The sequence below is a fragment of the Planctopirus limnophila DSM 3776 genome, assembly GCF_000092105.1.
GTDB lineage: Bacteria > Planctomycetota > Planctomycetia > Planctomycetales > Planctomycetaceae > Planctopirus > Planctopirus limnophila.
On the sequence record NC_014148.1, the window covers coordinates 3,115,930 to 3,136,878 of the forward strand.

The following is a 20,949-nucleotide window of genomic DNA, read 5'->3' on the forward strand; positions in this document are numbered from 1 at the left end:
TTGTGATGGGGTTTGAACGAGTTGCCAGTGTTGCGGAGCTTCCAGACGGCGGCCGGCTTTCAATTGAAGTGGATGAAACCCCTGCCTTGCTCATCCGGCTGGGCGAGTTCTTTTACGCCATTGAAGATCTTTGCACGCATGATGGTCAACCATTAACTGATGGGCCGCTGGTGGGGCAGGAAATCAAGTGCCCACGTCATGGCGCACGGTTTGATTTAGCCACAGGCAAAGCGATGTGCATGCCCGCCACGCGAGGTGTGCGAACCTTCGCAGTCGAAATACGCCATGACGAGATTTTTGTTTCTGATGAACCAGCGACAGCACCAGCCAAAGCCACGGTGACTGAGCCCGTTACCAGCGAAAGGTTGGCTCCCGTTGCGGCTTCTGAAGAGACGGCTGCTCAGACCGCAATGGCGGAAGCTGCTGCACAGGATGAGTATCTGACAGCGCTGCGCGAAGTGATCGATCCGGAACTGATGGTCAACATCGTGGATCTGGGTCTGATTTATGGAGTGACGGCACTCGATGGTGGTCAGGTCGAAGTGGAAATGACTTTAACGAGCCCTGCCTGCCCCGCCGGGCCACAGATTGTGCATCAGGCACGCATGGCACTGGAACGACTGGAATCGGTGGAAACAGCGACCATCAAGCTGACGATGTCGCCCCCATGGACACCTGACCGGATGACCGATGAAGCTCGTGATCATCTGGGGATTTTCTAACAGACAGCAGACCAATAATCGGTTGTTTTCTTTGGCACAACTTGATTTCAAACAGCCTGGCTCAGTCAGCTTTACGCTGACGAGCCAGGCTGCTGTTGTTTGCAGCTAAAGACCACCTCGAACAGGCAGCAGAATCTCTCAACTCATCCGAGGCGAAATCTCTTTGCCTTTTTGGGGGATGAACCAGATACTGATTGTTTGGCGGTATGCCGGCAACGTGATGGAAGACCCCTGCGCTCGAGGACATGAACATGAACCCCAGTGAACACCCCGTCGGGAAAGCATCGTTAATCAACGATTGCTGCCAGAACCCTATTGAACAAACGCCTGCGGCACCTTCGCGAAGAATCTTCGTCAAGACAGCGGCTCTGGCCTCTGCCGCCACCATGCTCGCCCACTCGAGTTCGTCTCTATTGCTCGCAGAAGACAAAGCCGCCACCACCCCGACTTCTGAAAACCTGGTCAAAACGCTCTTTCAATCGCTGACTCCTGAACAGAGGGAAGAGGTTTGTTACGACTGGGATTACAAAGACGATCGAGGGGTGCTGCGAACGCATGTTTCAAACAACTGGCAGATCTCGGATGCGAACATCGGGAGCAAGCTCTTTACAAAAGATCAGCAGGAGATGATCGAAGCGATGTTCTGGGGTTTGTATCACCCGGACTGGCATGACCGCATTCGAAAGCAGTTGAAGGATGATGCGGGTGGATATGGGAAACATCAGTCGATTGCGATTTTTGGTGATCCCGAAAAAGGGCCGTTTGAACTGGTGATGACAGGTCGGCATCTGACCATTCGCTGCGATGGAGACACCACACCTCATGCCTGCTTTGGCGGGCCGATTTTCTATGGTCATGCAGCCGAAGCGTTCAACGAAGAACCCAGCCACAAAGGGAATGTTTTCTGGCCACAGGCACTGAAAGCCAACAGCCTGTACACAATGCTCGATGGCAAACAGCGCGAGCAGGCTTTGGCACCTCAGGCACCGCCAGAAGCCCAGGTGAATTTTGGCAGCCAGAAAGCCCCGGTCGGCTTGCTTGTCTCGGAGATGTCGAAAGATCAACAGGCTTTTGCGGCTGACATCCTGGCGACTTTAGTGGAGCCTTATCGGCAGATTGATCGCGAGGAAGTGATGAAGTGTCTGGCGGCACAGGGCGGGTTGGATCAGTGCCGACTGACGTTCTATCGATCGAACGATCTGGGGAATGATGGCGTGTGGGATAACTGGCGCATCGAAGGGCCGGCATTTGTGTGGCATTATCGAGGTGCACCGCATGTGCATGTCTGGGTGAACATCGCCGACACTTCCAAATATGCCATCACTACGCGGGGGTAGTCTTTAGAATTGCGTAAGTTAAGCCAGTCAGAGACAGGGAATGAGCTTCAGAAAATTCCCTGTCTCTGACGGATGACTTGCCGGTACGCGATGCCTATGATGCAAAACTTCCGCGAGACGACTGAAAGAGATTTGGTTGTCTTCAGGAAATGGACTTGTCGGAAGTTTGCTGGAGGCTCATAGTAACCAGCGAGACCTGTGGCCGTCAGAGTCAGTGACCTGAATGAACTGACAATGTGGAAGGACAGGGCGACGGACTTCCTCGACTGGCAATTGTTTGATCATCGATCAAGACGATTGTTGTTGATTGATGCAAATCGTTACCTGATGGTGAATGACGAGTGGATACTCAGCATCTCTGGTCACAGATACAACCGCCACCTCTGGCACAGCCCATCCCTCAGGGATTGGGTTCGTTCTCTTCTCCGGGAGAACGGGAATTTCCTCGACTGGCATTGAGTCAGTTAACGCTGATGCGCATGCCTTTCGAGGAAGCGGTGTTGAACTTTCGTTCCGAGGGCTTCAGGTCGATCGGGCTGTGGCGTCCCAGGCTGGCTGATTTTGGTGAAGATCGAGCGGCCATCCTGTTACAGGATGCAGGGATGTCCGTCTCTTCACTGAGCTTTGCCGGTGGTTTTACGGGCTCGCATGGCTATCGGTATACCGAAGCAATCCACGATGGATTCGATGCGCTAAAGCAGGCCGCGATCGTTGGTGCCGAAACCGTCGTTCTGGTGGCCGGTGGTCTCAATGGACATATCACGAAGCATGCGCGGCGAAATGTGGTGGATGGCATTCGCACTCTTTCGGAACGCGCCGAGCAACTGGGAGTGCAACTGGCTTTGCGGCCCATGCGCAAAACGTTCCACCATACCTGGTCGTTTCTCAACACCTGCGATGAGACGATCGGCATCCTCGATCAGATTCAGTGTCCGAATGTGGGACTGGCGATTGATCTATATCATTGCGGCCTCGAAGCTGACTGGAAGAAATCGCTCCGAACGATCGCGCCGCATACCTCGCTGGTCTTTGTGAATGATCTTCCTTGTCCAAATTCGACTGAATACGAGATGTGTCTGCCGGGTGATGGCATTCTCCCCGTTCGGGCTATTCTGGAAGAATTTGTGATCGGTGGTTTTGAAGGCAAGTTTGAAGTTCACGTCTGGTCAGAGAAACTTTGGGAACTTCCGTCCCGCCGTTTGTTTGCGAACGTGAGGGAATCGCTGGGTCGAGTCTGGCCGGCCGCCTGGGGACATTGGGCGCGTCAATTCCGTAATGATTCTCCCGCGTGAACTCAGTCGACTTTAATCACAGTTGCCGCCTGATTCACTCAGGGCCTCTCATCACACAATTGGATCTGTAGAGGTTGGAGCGATTCATCCGGCTGTGACTCTCAAGAACAACAGATGTTAAGTTCACTTCTTTTGACCGAGTTGCCGACCTTTTCGTCAGCGATGATGCGGCTTTTGTGAACTGCAACGGCAGAGAACCTGCCCCAGGGAGACAGAACTGGCGCAAATCGCGAAAAAAAACTCAGGTTCTGTCTCGTGAAGATTGTTTAAGCCCGCCACTCTTGGTGAAATCCATTTTTGGTGTTTTTTCAGACAATTTGTCTGGTTTATTTGCATGTTATTAGCAGACGATCTGCAGAGCCGGCTGCTACGGATTCCATCTGCTGAAACCTCCTGACCTGGCCAGAGGAATGTCGCGCGACTGGTACAGCCTCGATGAACTGGCTCGACATCTGGGCCGAGACCGCCGCGAGATTGAAAAACTCGTGAATCGCGGGCGAATTCCGGGTCGTAAAGTGGCTGGAGATTGGCAGTTCCACCCGACGGAAATCACGCATTGGCTCGAACAGGAGATGCGGGAATACACCGACCGGGAACTGGCCATTATCGAGCAGAGCCATCGGACGGTTGAACATGCCACCGCTTCACCCATTGCGGTCCTATTGAGCCGTGAGACAATTCAGGTTCCATTGGAAGCACGCACTAAGCGATCTGTGCTGGAATCTATGCTGGAAGTTGCCGGAAGGACGTGGCAAATCTGGCAACCCGCTGCACTACTCGCGGCAATTCAAGAGCGGGAATCGGTGCTATCGACGGCTTTCGATATGGGTGTGGCGATTCCTCATCCGCGAAATCCCGTCCCGGATGCCTTGGGGCAATCTTTGATCGCCATGGGGCGTACTCCCTCGGGAATTCCGTTTGGAGCACCGAATCGCGGCCTGACAGATATCTTCTTTCTGGTACTGTGCCGGGATTCTCGCACGCATCTGCATGTTCTCGCTCGCCTGGGTCGTTTATTGCAAAAGCCTGGGTTTGTCGATGAATTGCGACTCGCTCCGGATAGTGACACCAGTTACGACCTGATTTGCCGAGCCGATGCAGAACTGACGGCTGGATAGATCTCGTTTCTGCCAAAGAATGATTTCGTCTCTCGGGATGGAATTTCCCAGCCTGATCTGGCAGCTTACATGGCCAAGATGCCTGCTGATTGATTCAAAAACCGGACTCCTTGACCCACGGAATACCGCTGCATGTCGCGCGATATTTTGACCTCGACTCACGATGAACTGGATGTGATTGCCGTCGGTGCTCATCCGGATGATGTGGAGATTGGCTGCGGTGGAAGTCTCGCGGCTTTCGTACAACTCGGCTATCGAGTGGGCATTGTCGATTTGACAGATGGTGAGCCGACACCATTAAGCTCCGGCCGTGAAAGCCGATTGGAAGAATCCCGCCTTGCTGCCGAGGCACTGGGGATTCACATGCGCCACAATCTCCTGATCACGAACCGAACGTTGTTTGACGGTTTCGGGCAGCGAGTGGCTTTGGCAAGAATCTTTCGTAAGTATCGTCCGCGAATTGTCCTGGGGATTGCAGGCAAAACACCTATGGCCTCGCCCGATCACTGGCAGGCAGCTCAGATTACCGATGCCGCTGTTTTTTACAGCCGACTTTCCAAGTGGGATGACGAGTTTGGCGACTTACCAGTCCACACGGTTTCAAAACAATTCTGGTATTCGCTGAGCCTGAGTTCGCTGGATTCTCTCAGTGGGCCGAACTCCTTTGTGATGGATATCTCGGCCACTTTATCCCAGAAGATCGCCTCGGTACGGGCCTACGAGTCACAGTTTCCGCCCACGAAAGATCGCGTCTTCCGTCTGATCGAAGGAACTTCGCGATGTGCCGGGGCCAGTTGCGGATTTGAAGCGGGTGAAGTTCTTTTCTCAGTGACAACCCTGGGTGTCAGCGACCCGCTGGAGGCCTTTTTGCCATCACGCCAGAAATCGGCACCCGGCACGAGCGAAAAAAGTCAGTGAGTCAAACGATCGCGCAGTGATTCAAATTTCCGACATGATGTTCACGATTGGATTCTGTCTCCAGAAAATTCACAGGTTTTGCTGCTCAACTGCTGGAGAATTCGGGTTTTCGGTAAAAAAGTTACGCGAAGGCTTTGATGTTTTCACAATTGTCCCTGAAGAGCCATGAAATACTGTTGTGAGTGAGGCTGTTCAGCTAGGATGAAATGAGCTGTCGAGTTGACGAACACAGATGTTGACAGACGCAGAAATTGACATACGCCGAAATTGACAGAGTGCCATAAATCCGGCAATGCAAAGAGCCTGTGGAATCCCTCGATCTGACGGGTTTCTCAGAGGGAGCAAGGATCTTTTTGCCTGCCTGATTCAATGAATTCCAGTGAGTGTCGAGATCATGAAGTTTCGAGTCGGTTCCACAAGTATTAAGGGCAACTTTCGTGATAACAACGAAGACGCGCTCTTTGTGGATGCTCAGAATCGATTCTTTCTTGTCGCTGATGGCATGGGTGGGCAATCGGCTGGTGAGCGTGCCAGTGCTCTGGCGATGGAAGTGATCCCCAAAAAAATAGCCAGCCAGATTCAATTTTCGAGCTCGACAAACGAGCATGTGGTCAAGGTGATCGACGACGCCATTGCGCTGGCTAACAGCGAAATCATGGCTCTTGGCGAACTCGATTCCAAACTGCACAACATGGGCACGACGGTCACTTTTGCCGTCATCGTCAATAACGTGATGTTCGCAGGAGGAGTGGGAGATAGCCGTACTTATCTGTTGAGAAAGCATGATTTTCGGCAACTGACAACCGATCATTCGCTCACCCAGGCTCTGGTGGACGCGGGGACTTTAACTCCGGAAGAAGCCCTTACCCATCGATATCGCAATGTGCTCTATCGGTATCTGGGGGCCAAAGATGGTTCGCAGGGAAGCGGTGCCAAGCCTTATCCACTTCAGCCCGGCGATCGCATTCTGCTCTGCTCGGATGGAGCCACGGGGGGGATTCCAGATCCTCAGCTTCAGCAACTTCTGGCCAGTGGCGACGATCCCCAAAAGATCGCCGAGATCATTGTCAAAGCTGCGGAAGATGGTGGTTCGAAGGACAATATCACGGTGATTGTGGTCCTTGTCGACGCCTGAATCTAGTCGTTCACAAGCTCCCAGACACGCTGTCTGTGCCAAGTTCCACGCATTTCACTTAAGGAATGCTCGCCTTATGAAGGCCCCTTGCGAACTGCCAATGGCGCTGAGATGTTTCTCTGAAAACAAAAGCGATGTTTTGCTTGCGAAGACATGCTTGCCCAGTGCTGCAAGCATGGCACACAGGGCGCTATAACTTCACCGAAAGTGCACAAGAGACCATTTCGCCCTGTGAAATCTTCCTCCCACACTGCCTGCCAAGTTGTCGTAGATTCTCTGGTACAGACCTCCGAACCCGCATTTTCGGGAAATCGAGGGTGCGATGATTTTCACGAATGCGATCGATCTAGCGAACTGATCCATTCCACACGCTTCAACATCAGCTAGAATCTTGTAGCGAAGGTGAAGAACCTGGGCGATCTGTATCGATTGCATCAATTAGCACGACAAATCAGTTCCAAAGGATGATCTATGCGTAGAACGTGGTGGCTTGGGGCCTTACTCATTGTTGCCTCGGCAGTTACGGGGGACTGGGCCACATCCTCCTGCCAGGCCCAGGAAGCTGCACCCGACAAGTTTGCTCTGGCAACAAAAGGTGCCAAAAAGGTCGAAGGTCTCTGGACCATCTATTTCAAAGATCAGCAGGTGCTGGTCGAATTCAAACCTGCTCAACTGCAGCAGGAATACCTCATGCTTTCGTCGCTGGCACGCGGCGTCAGTGGTGTGGGAGGTGGATTCCTCTCCAGCGGCATGAGCTGGGGTGATGACGTCATCTGGACATTCCGCAAGGTGGGCGAAAAAGTTCATCTGCTGAAAAAGAATGTCCGCTTCAAAGCCAAACCCGGCAGCCCTGAAGCAACAGCCGTCCAACTCGCTTACAGCGACAGCATCATGTATGCCCTCCCCGTGGTCGCAGAATCGGGAAGTGGCATTCTCGTCGATATGACGCGTGTTTTCCTGAGCGATGACGAGCAGATTGGCCGCAATTTTGGTGGCAGCTTTGTGATGGATCGATCCACGATCAACAAGGTCAAAGGCTTCCCCAAGAACATGGAAATCGCCGTCAATGCGGTTTATTCCAGCTCGATGTCCATCGAGACCGTGCCCGATTCCCGTGGTGTTCAAGTCGGTGTGCATTACAGCATCAGCCAGCTTCCATCAACGGGTTACAAGCCTCGCAAAGCCGATGATCGAGTGGGTTACTTCCTCACAGCCACCAAGGATTTCTCCGACAACGCCGATCCTCAGCACTTTGTGCGATACATTACCCGTTGGGATCTGCAGAAGGCTGATCCTTCCGCCCGACTCTCGCCACCTAAAGATCCCATCATTTTCTACATGGAAAAGACCATTCCTATCAATCTGCGGCCTGTCGTTCGTGCCGGGATTGAAGAGTGGAACAAAGCCTTCGAGAAAGTCGGTTTTGCCAACGCCATCGAAGTTCGCCAGCAGCGTGACGACGACGACTGGGATCCGGAAGACGTGCGTTACAACACGTTCCGCTGGATCACCGCTGATGCCGGCTTTGCGATTGGACCATCGCGTGTGAATCCACTCACAGGTCAGATTCTCGACGCCGACATTCTCTTCGATGCCGGCTTCCTCAGGTCGTGGGCACGGGATTACAACCTGTTCGCTACTCCCAGCGATAAAGCCAACGGATTGTTCGATCTTCAGGCCAAACCCGAAGCCACTGTGGCGATGCCAGGCAATGACCGTCTGTGCCAGTTGACCACAGGGATGCAGCGGCAGATGGGTGTGGCGGCAGCCGCTCTCTTCGCACGCGGCGACATGACGAAAGACGGCAAACTTCCCGAAGAATACATCGAGCAGGCACTCAAGGAAGTCGTCATGCACGAAGTGGGCCATACACTCGGACTGAGGCATAACTTCAAAGCCAGTGCGTGGAAATCACTCGCGGATATTGAAGACCCCGCCAAAGCCAACGAAGCCACTGTCGCTTCAGTCATGGATTACTGCCCAGTGAGTATTGCCCTGCCCGGCAAACCACAAGGTGCTTACTACACCAAGACGATCGGGCCATACGATTACTGGGCGATCGAATTTGGCTATAAACCGATCAGTGGCGACGAACCTGCCGAGCTGAAGAAGATTGCCAGCCGCTCCGCTGAACCTGGTCTTGATTACTCGACCGATGAAGACACCCGCCCCAGCGATGCAGACCCCTATTCGAACCGCTTCGACATGGGGAATGATATTTCGGCCTTTGCCAAACGTCAGATGACTCTCGTCAATGAACTGCTGCCCAAGGTCGTGGAAAAGATCGCTGTCGAAGGGGATGGCTATCAGAATGTCCGGCTCGCGTTCAACCACCTGCTGGGCGAATACTGGGAGACGGCTAACTTTGCTGCTCGTCTGCCGGGTGGTTTGCAGGTCGCTCGAGATCATAAGGGCGATGCCAATGCCCGGGCACCGTTCCGTGTCATGGATGCCAAACAACAGCGGGCCGCCACTCAGCTTCTGGCTGAAATGGCCTTCGCTGCACCCAAGCTCGACCCTAATCTGGTCAACTTCCTGGCAACCAATAAGTGGTCGCACTGGGGAACCACGACACCAACACGACAGGATCTGGCATTGCATCAGCTCGTCGAAACACAGCAACTCAAGCTGCTCAGCCAGCTGATGTCATCGCTCACACTCTCGCGCATTCAAGATAACGAGCGCAAGGTGGGTGCTGATGATGATGCCTACACACTCGCCGAGCATATGGATCTGATCGTTGTGCCGGTCTTCAGCGAACTGAACGATCCAGCCGCTGGCGACTACACCGCTCGCAAGCCACTGGTCGACAGCTACCGCCGCAACCTGCAGCGGGCTATCATCAAGGCACTCGGCTCAATGGCCACCCGACCTACGGGTGCACCAGATGATGCCCGCGTCCTGGCTCGCACTCACCTCGATGCGATCAAGGCCAAGATCGAAGCAGCCCAGAAGAAGGACGGCGTCAAACTCGATCCTTACACCGCTGCACACCTGGCCGACCTCAAATCGAAAATCGAACTGGTCGAGAAAGCCCAACTCTCCATCAGCTCCGTCGACTAATGCCCTCACGGGGCCCTCGCGGGCTTTGGGGCAGCGTATGTGGGCAAGTCGTTCAAAAGACGATTGAGGCTTACGCTGCCAGAGAGTTGATTAATAAAAAACCCCTGTCACTCAGTTTCACAACTCAGTGGCAGGGGTTTTTCTTTGAGACGAAAAAACGAGCTATACGGATTCCACGATTCAACAGCGGTTTTGTGCCATGCTTGCGGCCCTGAGCAAGCATGCTTTATGCAACCTCAGCGCACCAATGATTCATGGAGCGATTGACATCTTCGGCTGATTCAGGAAGCCATAGCTAAAAGCGCTTCCTGCTTCGTGCTGTAGCGTGGCCAGACTTCATCAATGTGAGTCACCTGGAGCACTTCCACGCAATAAGGCGAGACACTGCACAGGGCAAAGACCCCTTGCTGATCTTCCTTAATTCGCTTCCAGCCACGAACCAGCAATTCGATAAACGATGAGCCGAAGAACTCCACACCTTCAAGATCAATGAGAACTTTCCTCGGCTGCGCCCCTTGCATCGCAGCGAGAAATGTGGAGGCAATCTGTTCAACTTCGGTTTCACGCAATCTCTGAAAGACTGCTGGAAACGAAATCACGGTCACCTGCGCTTCGTGAGTGACACGGATGTCGGCCATAAACGCCATTCCTGTTATACGACTGGCTCAAACTGAATACCGGTCAGTGAATTCACTGGCGGCGATGAGGTTGTATTGTGCCGACTTCTCTCGCACTTGCCAAACCTGCCCGAAAAACGTCAATCTCTGGGCCAATTGATTTTTGAAACAAATGGGCAACATGGCCAGGGAATGAAGCAGCATGAGAATTGCGTACCTCGATTGCGCCAGTGGAATCAGTGGAGATATGACCGTAGCGGCACTGGTTGATGCCGGTGTCGATGAGCTCGCGATCGAAGCCGCGATCAACTCGTTGCGTTTGCCGGGAGTTCGGATCGAATTTGAAACCGTGATGCGGGGTGGCTTTCGAGCCCGACACATGAAAGTTCATCATCCCGAACAGCATGCCCACCGCTATCTTGCCGATATCTACGAAATCCTTGATCGTGCTGATGAATTGACCATCCGGCAAAGGCTTCTGGCCAAGCGGATATTCCAGGAAATAGCCATTGCCGAGGCTCATGTGCATGGCTCGACCATGGAAAAAATCCACTTCCATGAAGTCGGAGCCATCGACTCGATTGTGGACATCACAGCAGCAGCCGTAGGGTTTGATCTCCTGGGAGTGGATGAAATTCTGGCCAGCCCGACCCCGACCGGTCGTGGGGATGTCATGATTGCTCATGGCCGCTGCCGGATTCCCACGCCAGGGACAGCCGAACTGCTCAAAGGGATTCCCCTCGCGCAGGAAGATCTCCCTTATGAGCTGACAACCCCCACAGGGGCTGCCATTCTGCGGGTGCTGGTCAACCGGTTCACGCTGGGTGTTCCGGAAATGGTGATTGAAAAAGTTGGACATGGCGCGGGAACTCGCGACATGCCCGAACGGGCAAACATTCTGCGGCTGTTTGTCGGTGAGGCCATTGCCGACCCCGAGAGCGACACCGTTCTGCTCATGGAGACAAATCTGGATGATGTCAGTGGAGAAGTGATTGGCTATGTCAGAGAAAAGCTCATGGGGAGTGGGGCTTTTGATGTGTGGTTAACTTCGATTGATATGAAGAAAAACCGCCCTGGAGTGCTGCTGAGTCTCCTGTGCCACCCGGCTGACGGCCCGAAACTGGAAGCGATATTGTTTTCTGAAACCGGCACGCTGGGAATCCGCCGCTCGATCATGCGACGATCCAAACGCACACGACAATCGGTGATCGTTGAGACCGAGTTTGGCCCCGTGGAAGGCAAACTCGGGCTGGGGACCCAACTGGCACCATCGTTTGCACCTGAGTTTGAAAGCTGTCGCCAGGTGGCCGAATTGGCGGGCCGCCCGATTCGTGAGATCTATCGGGCCGCCGAAGCCGCCTTTCTCGTGAGTGGAACGCAGCCCCAGCAGGTCATCGCACCGGAAAAGATCGCCACACGACATTCCCACGATCATTCCCACGATCATTCCCACGATCATTCCCACGATCATTCCCACGATCATTCCCACGATCATTCCCACGATCATTCCCACGATCATTCCCACGATCACTCCCATGATCACTCCCATGACCATTCCCATGACCATTCCCACGACCGCTCTCATGACCACTCTCATGACCATGGGCGAGGAGAGCACAAGCAGCCTTGAAGTGATGGATTCCCGAGCAGTTGCTTGAAGGAACGTCGAGTTGCTGCTAACCTTCATCACTTCTGACGGAATAAATTACTTCGCGGACGCTGAAACAACGGAGCGTTAAGGTCATGGGTGTTAAGAAAACTGGGCGGGGCCGCCGCAAGATTGGTCGCAAAAAGCGAAAGATGCGGGCTCGAATTCGTCATCGTAAGTAATTGAAAACATTGAGCTTATGCAGTCACACATGCGACTGGGTCAGCCACATGCATTCTTCCAGACCATGTCACACCAGTTCCCAACTGGCGTCTCATGGTCTGTTTGCATTGAATCTTGCCAATTTCAAAGAACGATCTGCACGAAAAAATCCTCTCGAATAACACGACAGATCTGTGTAGTTTGATGGGTTGAAATGGCCTCCGCATGTGTGGAGACTTGCCCCCCTGCCTAGATCAAACTGTACAGAAGACACCCGCCCGCCATGCAGAGACCCTCTCATTTCGCCTGGCTTTCTGTCATTCCCCATAGCATCCCTCACAGGATGTCGATCGCAATCACCATCCTCTCTGGCTTCGCCTGTGCGATCGCCTGCGGTCTGATTTGTTCCACGACCTCATGGGCAGAAGAAACTCGTCCGCCCGAGGAATTGACTGCCGCTGTCGCTCGAACTTCAGAAGTCTGGAAGTCGGCGACCTCGCGCCGGCTCGCTGCGGAAGAGGTCTTGCTGAATGCCCAGAATCAACTAAGGCGTGCAGCCAAGCCACTTGATCCCGTACACGACCAACTGGGCGAAATCCGTCGTGAGATGGACGCCAGCCAGAAAGAGATCCGCGAGCTTCGCGAGAAGTTCGCCAAGTCGACCGTAAAAGACGATGAACTGCCCGGAGCCCCCTACCCTTCAGAAAAAGAGGCTGCTCTACAGCGAAAAGTCATCGAGCTGAAGCAGCGTCAGGAACCACTGCAGGAGCAACTTCAACAAGCGGAACCCGAACTGAAAGCACTCCGCCAAGCCGTCGATCAAGCCCGCGAAGCGTTCGAAGTTTTGACCATCGAAGAGGAAGCTCGACGCTTTGATCATCGTGTCGCGGACACCCGCCTCACGGCATGGCTTCAAGCCGCAGAAGTTCGTCAGGCACCCCGGGACGAAGATCTGAAAAACGGTCGATGGGGTGATGGAAAATTGACCTTCGCCAGGCACATTGCCCCCCTGCTGGTCGAACATTGCTATGCCTGCCATAACAGCCGGGTGGCTGGAGGCAGCCTCAATCTGGAGAACTGGGCGAGCCTGCAGCGTGGTGGAGAATCCGGAGCAGTTCTTATCCCTTCCCGCCCCGAAGAATCATCACTTTATACTGATTGCCGCGAAGGCTTAATGCCCAAAGATCAGCCTTCACTCTCTGATCTTCAGCTCGCGTTGCTCCGGCACTGGATTGAACAAGGTGCCTCGCCGGGTATCGGTCTCCACGAGCAAACATCGATTGTGACTATGGTTGGAGCAGCCAGCACTAATCCGGCGGTAAACTCCACAACGACTGTCACTCGCCCGGTAGCCGTCACAGCGCTGGCCATGCATCCTTCCTCCGGCGAGATTGTCACATCTGGCTATCGGGAAGTACTTGCCTGGGATCGAGCCGCACAGCTCTCGCACCGCCTGCAATTGCCATGTGAACGAGTCTTATCGCTGAGTTTTTCGCCCGATGGCCAGACGCTTGCCATCGCTTCCGGGAAGCCCGGCCGATGGGGTGCCATCAGCATTGCTCCCTGGCCACTCTCGTCGGCAACATCACCAACCTATCGAACCATCGCCATGACGGTCGATGAAGCCACAGCAGTTCGTTTTTCACCCGATGGCAAATGGCTGGCAACCGGCGGAACGGATCGGGCCATCCGCTGGTATGAAAGACAATCGCTCATCGAGTATCGACTCTCCGAAGATCATTCCGACTGGATCACCGCTCTGGTCTGGACACCTGACAGCCAGCGACTGCTCTCTGCCAGTCGAGACAAAACGATCAAAGTGGCCTCGGCCCGAACTGGCAATATTGAACTGACTTTTTCATCTCATACGAGCTCGATCAGTGATGTCGTTTGTCTTTCAGAGAAGCAGGCCGCCAGTATCGCTCAGGAAGCACAACTTCTGATCTGGAGTATTGCGGATGGCAAAGTCGTACAGAAAGTGAAGCTCCCCGCAGTTCCTGTTCGCCTGGCCTACCGCCCTCAAAACTCCGCTGCCGGGATCGAAGAATGCCTCGCTATCGCACTTCGCGATCAGCAGATCGTGCTCATTGGCGGTGATCCCGAAAAGCGATCTATTACAAACCGACTGAAACTTCCTGCAGTGGCTCTTTCACTGGCGTTTGATGGAACCACAGGCGATCTGCTGGCAGGCGATCAACATGGCCGCATGGTACGCTTCGATGCCAAAGGGTTATCGAAAGAGAGCAAAGCGACTGACAGCGAGGCAAAGCCGATCGAGTGGCTGAATCAGCCCCGGTAATCATCGCGTGCCACACAAAAGCGTGCCACCTAACGCATAAAGTCACTTGTGGTGGCAGGGCATGCACATGGCGCGGCTTCTTGTTGTCGTGAAAAATCACGACAACCCTTCCACAAGTTGGCCGGGCCACACTTGTGTGACAGATGTGTGTCATAGAGAGCGACGGGGTGGCTGGGGTCAAACGTCCTCGTTTGCCCCCAGGTCATGGTGCGTTAAAGTTCATGGCAATTATTATGGGAAGGAACGTTACCGGTGCAATCGTGCTTGCGAACGTTTATGACCAGGGGGCGGATGAAGACATCCGACCCCTGCCACCCTGTCGCGTGCCACTGTCCTGAGAATTGCCCGATGACAGAACAGTGTCTCGCGCAATGTGCCATGCTTGCGGCTCGGAGCAAGCATGCCTTGAGCACCAACACTTCGCTGTTATCTCCTGCGAAGTTATCTCCTGCGAAATGTACTGCCTCAACAAAGATCAGCGACTCAGTTTCTCCACATCGGAGGGGAGGTGTGGTTCCAACATGGTGGGCCGCATCTGCTCTGCTTCCTGAGCTTCCTCGGAAATTCTCGCATAGAGCTGAGCCTGACTGCGAAATGGCTCTGTCCCTGCAGGAACAGCACTGCGGACATAACGCCCGTCAGACATGAGTTTTCGAGCTTTGGCAGTATCCATGAAATGGGTCTTCAAAATACTGAGCAGCCTCGATTTGGCAGCTGGTGCATTCACCGGAACCAGGAGTTCAATCCGTCGATCCAGGTTTCGCGGCATCCAGTCGGCACTGGAAATGAAAACCAGCTCGTCGCCCCCATGATGAAAGTACAGAACCCGGCTGTGTTCCAGAAATCGATCCACAATACTGGTGACTATGATGTTCTCGCTTAATCCTTCAATGCCCGGTTTCAGGCAGCAGACACCACGAACATTGAGCCGGATTTTGACACCCGCCTGAGACGCACGGTAGAGCGCCTCAATCATCTGTTCATCAACCAGCGCATTGAGCTTGGCATGAATCATCGCTTTCTGGCCATGCTTCTTGCGGTCGATCTCGGCATCAATCAATTCGAGCAGTTTTTCGCGTAACCCTAAGGGTGCTGCTTCCAGCCTGCGAAAACGCTGAGGCTGACTGTAGCCCGTCACCGCATGAAACAGCGCCGTTGCATCCGACCCTAAATCTTCATCGCAAGTAAAGAGACTGGCATCGACATACAGCCTCGATGTCATTTCATTGTAGTTGCCTGTTCCAAAGTGCATGTACCGCTGAATGCCATGCGGCTCTCTGCGGACCACCAGGCAGACTTTGGCATGCGTCTTGAGACCCTTGACGCCATAAATCACTTGAACTTCGGATCGTTCCAGATCGCGTGCCCACTCGATATTGCGTGCCTCATCAAAGCGGGCCTTGAGTTCCAGGACAGCCGTCACATACTTGCCATTCTGTGCCGCCCGCTTGAGAGCCGATACAATCGGACTGTTGCGGCTGGTGCGGTATAACGTCTGCTTAATAGCCAGCACATCAGGATCAACAGCCGCCTCTTCGATAAACCGCACGACGGGATCGAAACTTTCGTAAGGGTGATACAGCAATATGTCCCCCTTGGCGATCTCCTGAAAGATGCTTTGAGTCGCATCAATCCGCGGCGAATTGCGAGAGGGCCACGGCTTATCGCGATGCTGGTCAAACCCTTGAATCTCAAACACCCGCATCATCACGGTCAGATCCAGCGGCCCGTCGAGCAGATAAACATCCTGCTCGGAGACCTCTGTCACCTGCATCAGAAAGCTCAAAGTTTCTGTAGAAACCGTGGAAGCCACTTCCAACCGGACACAATCCCCTTCGCGGCGGGCATCGAGTGCCTCCACCATTTCCTTTAAGAGATCGCTCGCACCATCTTCGCGCAGTTCCATATCGGCATTGCGAGTCATGCGGAAAGGGACACATTCCAGAACCATCTCACCGGCAAAGAAGCTGCCGATGCAGATTTCCAGCAGGTTTTCCAACAGGATATATGAGTAACCACCCGCCTCATGAGGCAAAGTCACAATGCGTTCACGTCCCCTGCCAAAGGGAATCACCGCAAACTTGGGTTTGTCATCGCTCTCACCTTTTAATCGCACACACAGATTCATCGTCTGATTGACGAGTTGTGGAAAATCATCATGCCCTGTCACTCGAATCGGAGTGAGAATCGGATAGATCTTCTGCTCGAAGACCTGCCGGATGACCGTATGTTGGCGATCCGAAAGCTCATCTTTGGTGACTCGACGGAGTTGATCGGCCTGCAGGGCAGGTTCGATCTCTTTGAGCAGGCAGCGATACTGTTCCCTCACCATCTGATGTGTTCGCTGGCTGATCGCCTCCAGTTGTTCGATCGCAGTCAGACCGGCAGGATCGCGCGACGTGTTCTGCTGTCGCCTCAACATCTGCAAACTGCCCACCCGCACCATAAAGAATTCGTCAAGATTCGAAGCGGTAATCGCCAGAAACTTGAGTCGTTCTAACAGCGGCGATGTCGCATCGAGTGCTTCATCGAGCACCCGCTGATTGAATTCGAGCCAGCTCAACTCGCGATTGAAAAAACGACTCTCCGCAGACTGTGAAACAGCAGGTTGAGCAGGCTGGCTGGTTTTGGAATTCATAGGCGACTTCTTCAACAATGAACGGCGAGTGATCGATCGCGATCAATAGATATCTCTGTCATGTCCGGCTCGATGGCTGATAGCCACTGGCTCAACAACCGTATGGCTTACTGCCTCAGTTTTCGAAGCAGAACCGACATTCCGTAGGTTTCCTCAAAAAGTGCCCCTGTCTGTTTGAGTGCCAGTTGTTCAAGAGCCAGATCTTCGACTTGAGGCAGACTGATCACCAGCCTCGAACCTTCCCGGGCAAACCACAATTCGTGCAGTCGCTGGCTGTGCGAAGCATCGAGGGCATCGGCCAGCCGTAATAATGCCGCCATTTTGACGACCGCAATTCGCTGGTCGCGATCCAGTTGCGTAAAGCCGGTATGCGTCGGCTTAGGGGATGTCTTGCGATGGTACCGGGCCGTCAGGCCAATCAGCATCACATCCGTCCGGCTGAGACCGAAAAGCTCGCTGTTCAGAATGAGATACATCGAATGCTTATGATAGCCACTCGGGCCAATATACAGGCCGATTTCGTGCAGGAGTGCAGCGACAGTCAGCAGCAGTTCGAACCGGGGTTCCAGATGATGCTCTTCTCGTAAACCTTGAAAGAGGATTTTGCAGAGTTTAGCCACATGCCGAGCATGAGCTTCAGCAAAGTTAAACTTCCTCCCGAGCTCAATCGCCGAACGCACCACCTGATTGCGAAAATCTTCATTGAGAGCCCCATGCGAGGCCATATCCGTCAGCATGCCATCGCGCAGATTGACGTTCGCCACGTGAATCTCATCGAGTTGGAATGACTTCGCCATCTGGACGTAAGCCAGCAGTGCCGGCCCTAATGTCCCCGCATCCGGAAATGAAATGTGATACTTATGGACGATCTTGTCTTCATTCAGGTCGAGAATCGTATTCGTCAACTTTTCGAGTTCATTCACTTTCAGCTTGAGCATGCCATCGTGGCCCACTTCCCCACCCAGTTGATGGGCGGCAAACCGCATGTCGCCACCCAGTGCAACCATATTGCGGATCTCTGAACGATTGACATGCTGCGAGACCTGCTCGATCACACGCCGCATCTGCGTTTCCAGAATGTGCCGAATCGTGACACGGGAAGACTGATACGCTTCGATCGTTTCCCGCAGTCTCAATGAGCCCAGCCGATAGGTCTGTGAAAACTGCACATCACAATTCTGGAGCACCAGAATTTCCGTACTTCCCCCACCCACTTCGACAACAAGCGTTCCCCATTCGGCAAACTGCTTGTCGGATTTCAGCAGTGGCTGAACACCCAGGTAAGTGATCCGACTGACTTCCGCCTCGTCGATCACTTCGACCTGCAATCCGGTGGCTGTATAAATTCGATCCTGAAAGGCCAGTTTGTTCATCGATTCGCGAACGGCACTTGTCGCTACCACACGAATCTGGTCGGGCCGGGATAGTTCATACTCCGCCAGGACACGCCGATAACTCCGCAGCACACGCACACATTCTTCAATGGTCGCTTTGTCGATCACACCCTTCGAAAAAACATCCCGCCCCAGATGCACAGCTTGCGATAGGGTGCTGAGCAGATGCACCTCTCCCGATTCGTGAAGTTCAGCAATCGCCATGCGAATCGACGTGGCACCGATATCAATCACAGCCACCGGTCGAACATGGGGTGGAGATCGATGGCCTCCACCACTCTCGACGCCCTCTAATCCTCTCAGACCTATCAACATGCCGGCCTCCTCCATGCTGCCCCGGTATCAATCCACAGATTCATGCCAGGGAAGGGATCGAAACGCAACGTCTTTCAAGGGCGACTCGCCGGTCACTCGAACAATATCCTGGCTCTTCAAGACATCAATTCTTGGCAGTTTTCTCTTCGACGAGATGACGAATCCAGGCGGCAGCACCCAGTGCACCGGCATCATCTCCCAGCTTGGCAACTTTAACTTCGACAGCCCCTTCGTAGGCGGGCATGATATGAGATCCCAATGCATTTTGAACTTCTTCCAGGAAGAGCTTGGGCAATGCCTCCACCAACCCCCCGCCCAATACAATCACATCGGGAAGCAGCAGGTTGACAGTTCCTGCAATCGCTACGCCCAGATGGTGGGCGCCATCGCGAACAATCTTCTCCACCACTGTATCACCATCGCTGATGGCCTCGGCCAATGTTCCACTGCGAATGTTCGCCAGGTCCGTTCCTGCAACCCTCATCAGATGGGGGGCCTGCCCTCGATAGGCCGCCTTGGCAATCTCTGCCGACATCGCCAGTCGACTCGCGACCGTTTCCAGGCATCCTCGGCGGCCACAACCGCACATGGCCCCATTGGGCACCACCGGAATGTGCCCCAATTCCAGACAAGACGACTTGCGACCGCGGTAAATTCGACCCTCATAGACGAGACCTGCACCGATCCCTGTCCCAGGAAAAACTCCCAAAGTCGTGCGGGCACCGGAACCTGCTCCAAAGCGATGCTCGCCATACACACCGGCGTCAACATCATTGAGAATGGTGGCCTCGCAACCAAATCGCTTTTCCAGAATGTCCTTCAGTGGCACATTCTTCCAACCCAGATTCGGAGACTCGACAATGATTCCCTTGTCGAGATCCAACGGCCCCGGGCAGCCTACTGCGATCCCGCGCAATTGAGAAACTGAGACATCCAGTTCCACAAGCAGCTTTTCAATGCTGTTGCAAATTCGCTCCACACCCGCTTCGGCACCTTCATGCCCGCGGGTTTTCTTTCTCCGGTGGCCCACAGGTTGCAGCTTGCGGTCAAACAGACCGGCATGCATTTTTGTGCCGCCTAAATCAAACCCCAGCCAGTATCCATCATCATGCGAGGCTGCAATCATGCAAGGGTCTTCCTGTGGAGGATGGACTCACCGATTCGAGGAGGCTGTCGCCAGACCACACGAGGCAAAGTGCACTCGCACGATCTTCCCATCGCCATCTTGATATGACTTAGTCTGAATCACCAGTTTCAATCAATCAGCGGATTCTCAACGACACTCGACATCATCGACCCCACCGGAACTGGGCAAATCCCCTGCTCCGGCGGGGTCTCCAAAGAGTCGTTGCATCCTTCGCCAGCATGACTCTCCCACAAAGGAAAGTCTACTTGCGATTGTCGATCGCTTTCTTCAAAGCCACACCCATTTCGCCTGGGCTGCGTGCCACAACCACACCCGCAGCTTCCAGAGCCGCCATCTTTTCTTCGGCTGTCCCTGCACCACCCGAGATAATCGCCCCCGCATGACCCATGCGCTTGCCAGGAGGTGCGGTCTGACCAGCAATGAATGCCGCCACTGGCTTGGTCACGTGGGCCTTGATGTACTCCGCCGCCTTGATTTCGGCATTTCCACCAATTTCGCCAATCATCATGATCGCTTCGGTCCCCGGATCGTTCTGGAACATTTCGAGCAGCTCGATGTAAGGTGTCCCGATGATGGGATCCCCACCAATACCGACAGCTGTCGATTGCCCTAACCCCAGATTTCCCAGTTGCCATGTGGCTTCATAGGTGAGCGTACCGCTCTTGCTGATCAGCCCCACAGTCCCAGGCTTATGAATGTAGCCGGGCATAATGCCAATCTTCGCCACACCGGGAGTGATCACACCCGGGCAGTTCGGCCCGATCAGACGCGATTTGGGATAGAAAGCCAACGCCTTCTTCACCCGCGCCATATCAAGCACGGGAATTCCTTCAGTAATACAGACAATCAGCTCGATCCCGGCATCAGCCGCTTCCAGAATGGAATCGGCTGCAAAGGGTGGTGGTACGAAAATCAGCGAGCAGTTGGCACCCGTCTTGGCACAGGCCTCAGCAACTGTATTAAAGACCGGAAAATCATCGACTGTTGTGCCCCCTTTACCAGGAGTCACGCCGCCGACAAACACATTTTCACCAGGACGATGCTCTTTGGCATAGGCCCGGCACTGCTGACTATGAAACAGCCCGGCTTTGCCAGTAATCCCCTGGCAAATGATCTTGGTATTCTTATCCACAAGGATCGACAT

Annotated in this window: 14 protein-coding genes; 9 read left to right on the top strand and 5 right to left on the bottom strand. The window is 53.9% G+C overall.

All coding sequences use genetic code 11. From position 1 onward, the window contains the following. Positions 1-5: 5 nt before the first annotated feature. The 7 genes from PLIM_RS23695 to PLIM_RS12360 all read left to right on the top strand — a co-directional run bounded on the left by PLIM_RS23695 (position 6) and on the right by PLIM_RS12360 (position 9,585). Entirely contained in the window at positions 6-722 is a 717-nt protein-coding gene (locus PLIM_RS23695; RefSeq protein ID WP_013110649.1) for an iron-sulfur cluster assembly protein, read from the top strand. 251 nt (positions 723-973) lie between these two features. After that, positions 974-2,059, top strand: a complete 1,086-nt coding sequence (locus tag PLIM_RS12330) for a DUF3500 domain-containing protein (RefSeq protein ID WP_013110650.1) — start codon at positions 974-976, stop codon at positions 2,057-2,059. Positions 2,060-2,400: 341 nt separating this feature from the next. Then, positions 2,401-3,351, top strand: a complete 951-nt coding sequence (locus PLIM_RS12335; protein WP_013110651.1) for a sugar phosphate isomerase/epimerase family protein — start codon at positions 2,401-2,403, stop codon at positions 3,349-3,351. Between the two features lie 410 nt (positions 3,352-3,761). Beyond that, positions 3,762-4,469: a PTS sugar transporter subunit IIA gene (locus PLIM_RS12340; RefSeq protein ID WP_013110652.1), complete on the top strand. Its 708-nt coding sequence runs from the start codon at positions 3,762-3,764 to the stop codon at positions 4,467-4,469. 132 nt (positions 4,470-4,601) lie between these two features. After that, on the top strand, positions 4,602-5,387 hold the full coding sequence (locus tag PLIM_RS12345; RefSeq protein ID WP_013110653.1) for a PIG-L family deacetylase: 786 nt from the start codon (positions 4,602-4,604) through the stop codon (positions 5,385-5,387). Positions 5,388-5,781: 394 nt separating this feature from the next. Continuing rightward, on the top strand, positions 5,782-6,522 hold the full coding sequence (locus PLIM_RS12350; protein WP_013110654.1) for a PP2C family protein-serine/threonine phosphatase: 741 nt from the start codon (positions 5,782-5,784) through the stop codon (positions 6,520-6,522). Positions 6,523-6,993: 471 nt separating this feature from the next. Then, a complete protein-coding gene (locus PLIM_RS12360) occupies positions 6,994-9,585 on the top strand; it encodes a zinc-dependent metalloprotease (protein WP_013110655.1) in 2,592 nt (863 codons plus the stop codon). 281 nt (positions 9,586-9,866) lie between these two features. Here PLIM_RS12360 and PLIM_RS22885 read toward each other — a convergent pair whose 3' ends face one another. Further along, complete coding sequence (locus PLIM_RS22885) at positions 9,867-10,223, bottom strand: STAS domain-containing protein (RefSeq protein ID WP_013110656.1); 357 nt, start codon at positions 10,221-10,223, stop codon at positions 9,867-9,869. 181 nt (positions 10,224-10,404) lie between these two features. Between PLIM_RS22885 and larC the strand changes: the two genes are divergently transcribed. Both larC and PLIM_RS12375 read left to right on the top strand, forming a co-directional pair. Further along, positions 10,405-11,832, top strand: coding sequence for a nickel pincer cofactor biosynthesis protein LarC (larC, locus tag PLIM_RS12370; RefSeq protein WP_013110657.1), 1,428 nt, complete (start codon positions 10,405-10,407; stop codon positions 11,830-11,832). A 523-nt stretch (positions 11,833-12,355) separates the two neighbouring features. Then, a complete protein-coding gene (locus PLIM_RS12375; protein ID WP_013110658.1) occupies positions 12,356-14,311 on the top strand; it encodes a c-type cytochrome domain-containing protein in 1,956 nt (651 codons plus the stop codon). 475 nt (positions 14,312-14,786) lie between these two features. On the opposite strand, the gene ppk1 is transcribed toward PLIM_RS12375, so the two are convergent. The 4 genes from ppk1 to sucD form a co-directional block, all read right to left on the bottom strand. Continuing rightward, positions 14,787-16,949 (bottom strand): polyphosphate kinase 1, encoded by a 2,163-nt coding sequence (ppk1, locus tag PLIM_RS12380; protein WP_013110659.1) that lies wholly within the window; start codon positions 16,947-16,949, stop codon positions 14,787-14,789. Between the two features lie 107 nt (positions 16,950-17,056). After that, positions 17,057-18,658: a Ppx/GppA phosphatase family protein gene (locus tag PLIM_RS12385; protein WP_013110660.1), complete on the bottom strand. Its 1,602-nt coding sequence runs from the start codon at positions 18,656-18,658 to the stop codon at positions 17,057-17,059. Between the two features lie 124 nt (positions 18,659-18,782). Beyond that, entirely contained in the window at positions 18,783-19,784 is a 1,002-nt protein-coding gene (locus PLIM_RS12390; protein WP_013110661.1) for an ROK family protein, read from the bottom strand. Between the two features lie 262 nt (positions 19,785-20,046). Beyond that, positions 20,047-20,949, bottom strand: coding sequence for a succinate--CoA ligase subunit alpha (gene sucD / locus PLIM_RS12395; RefSeq protein WP_013110662.1), 903 nt, complete (start codon positions 20,947-20,949; stop codon positions 20,047-20,049).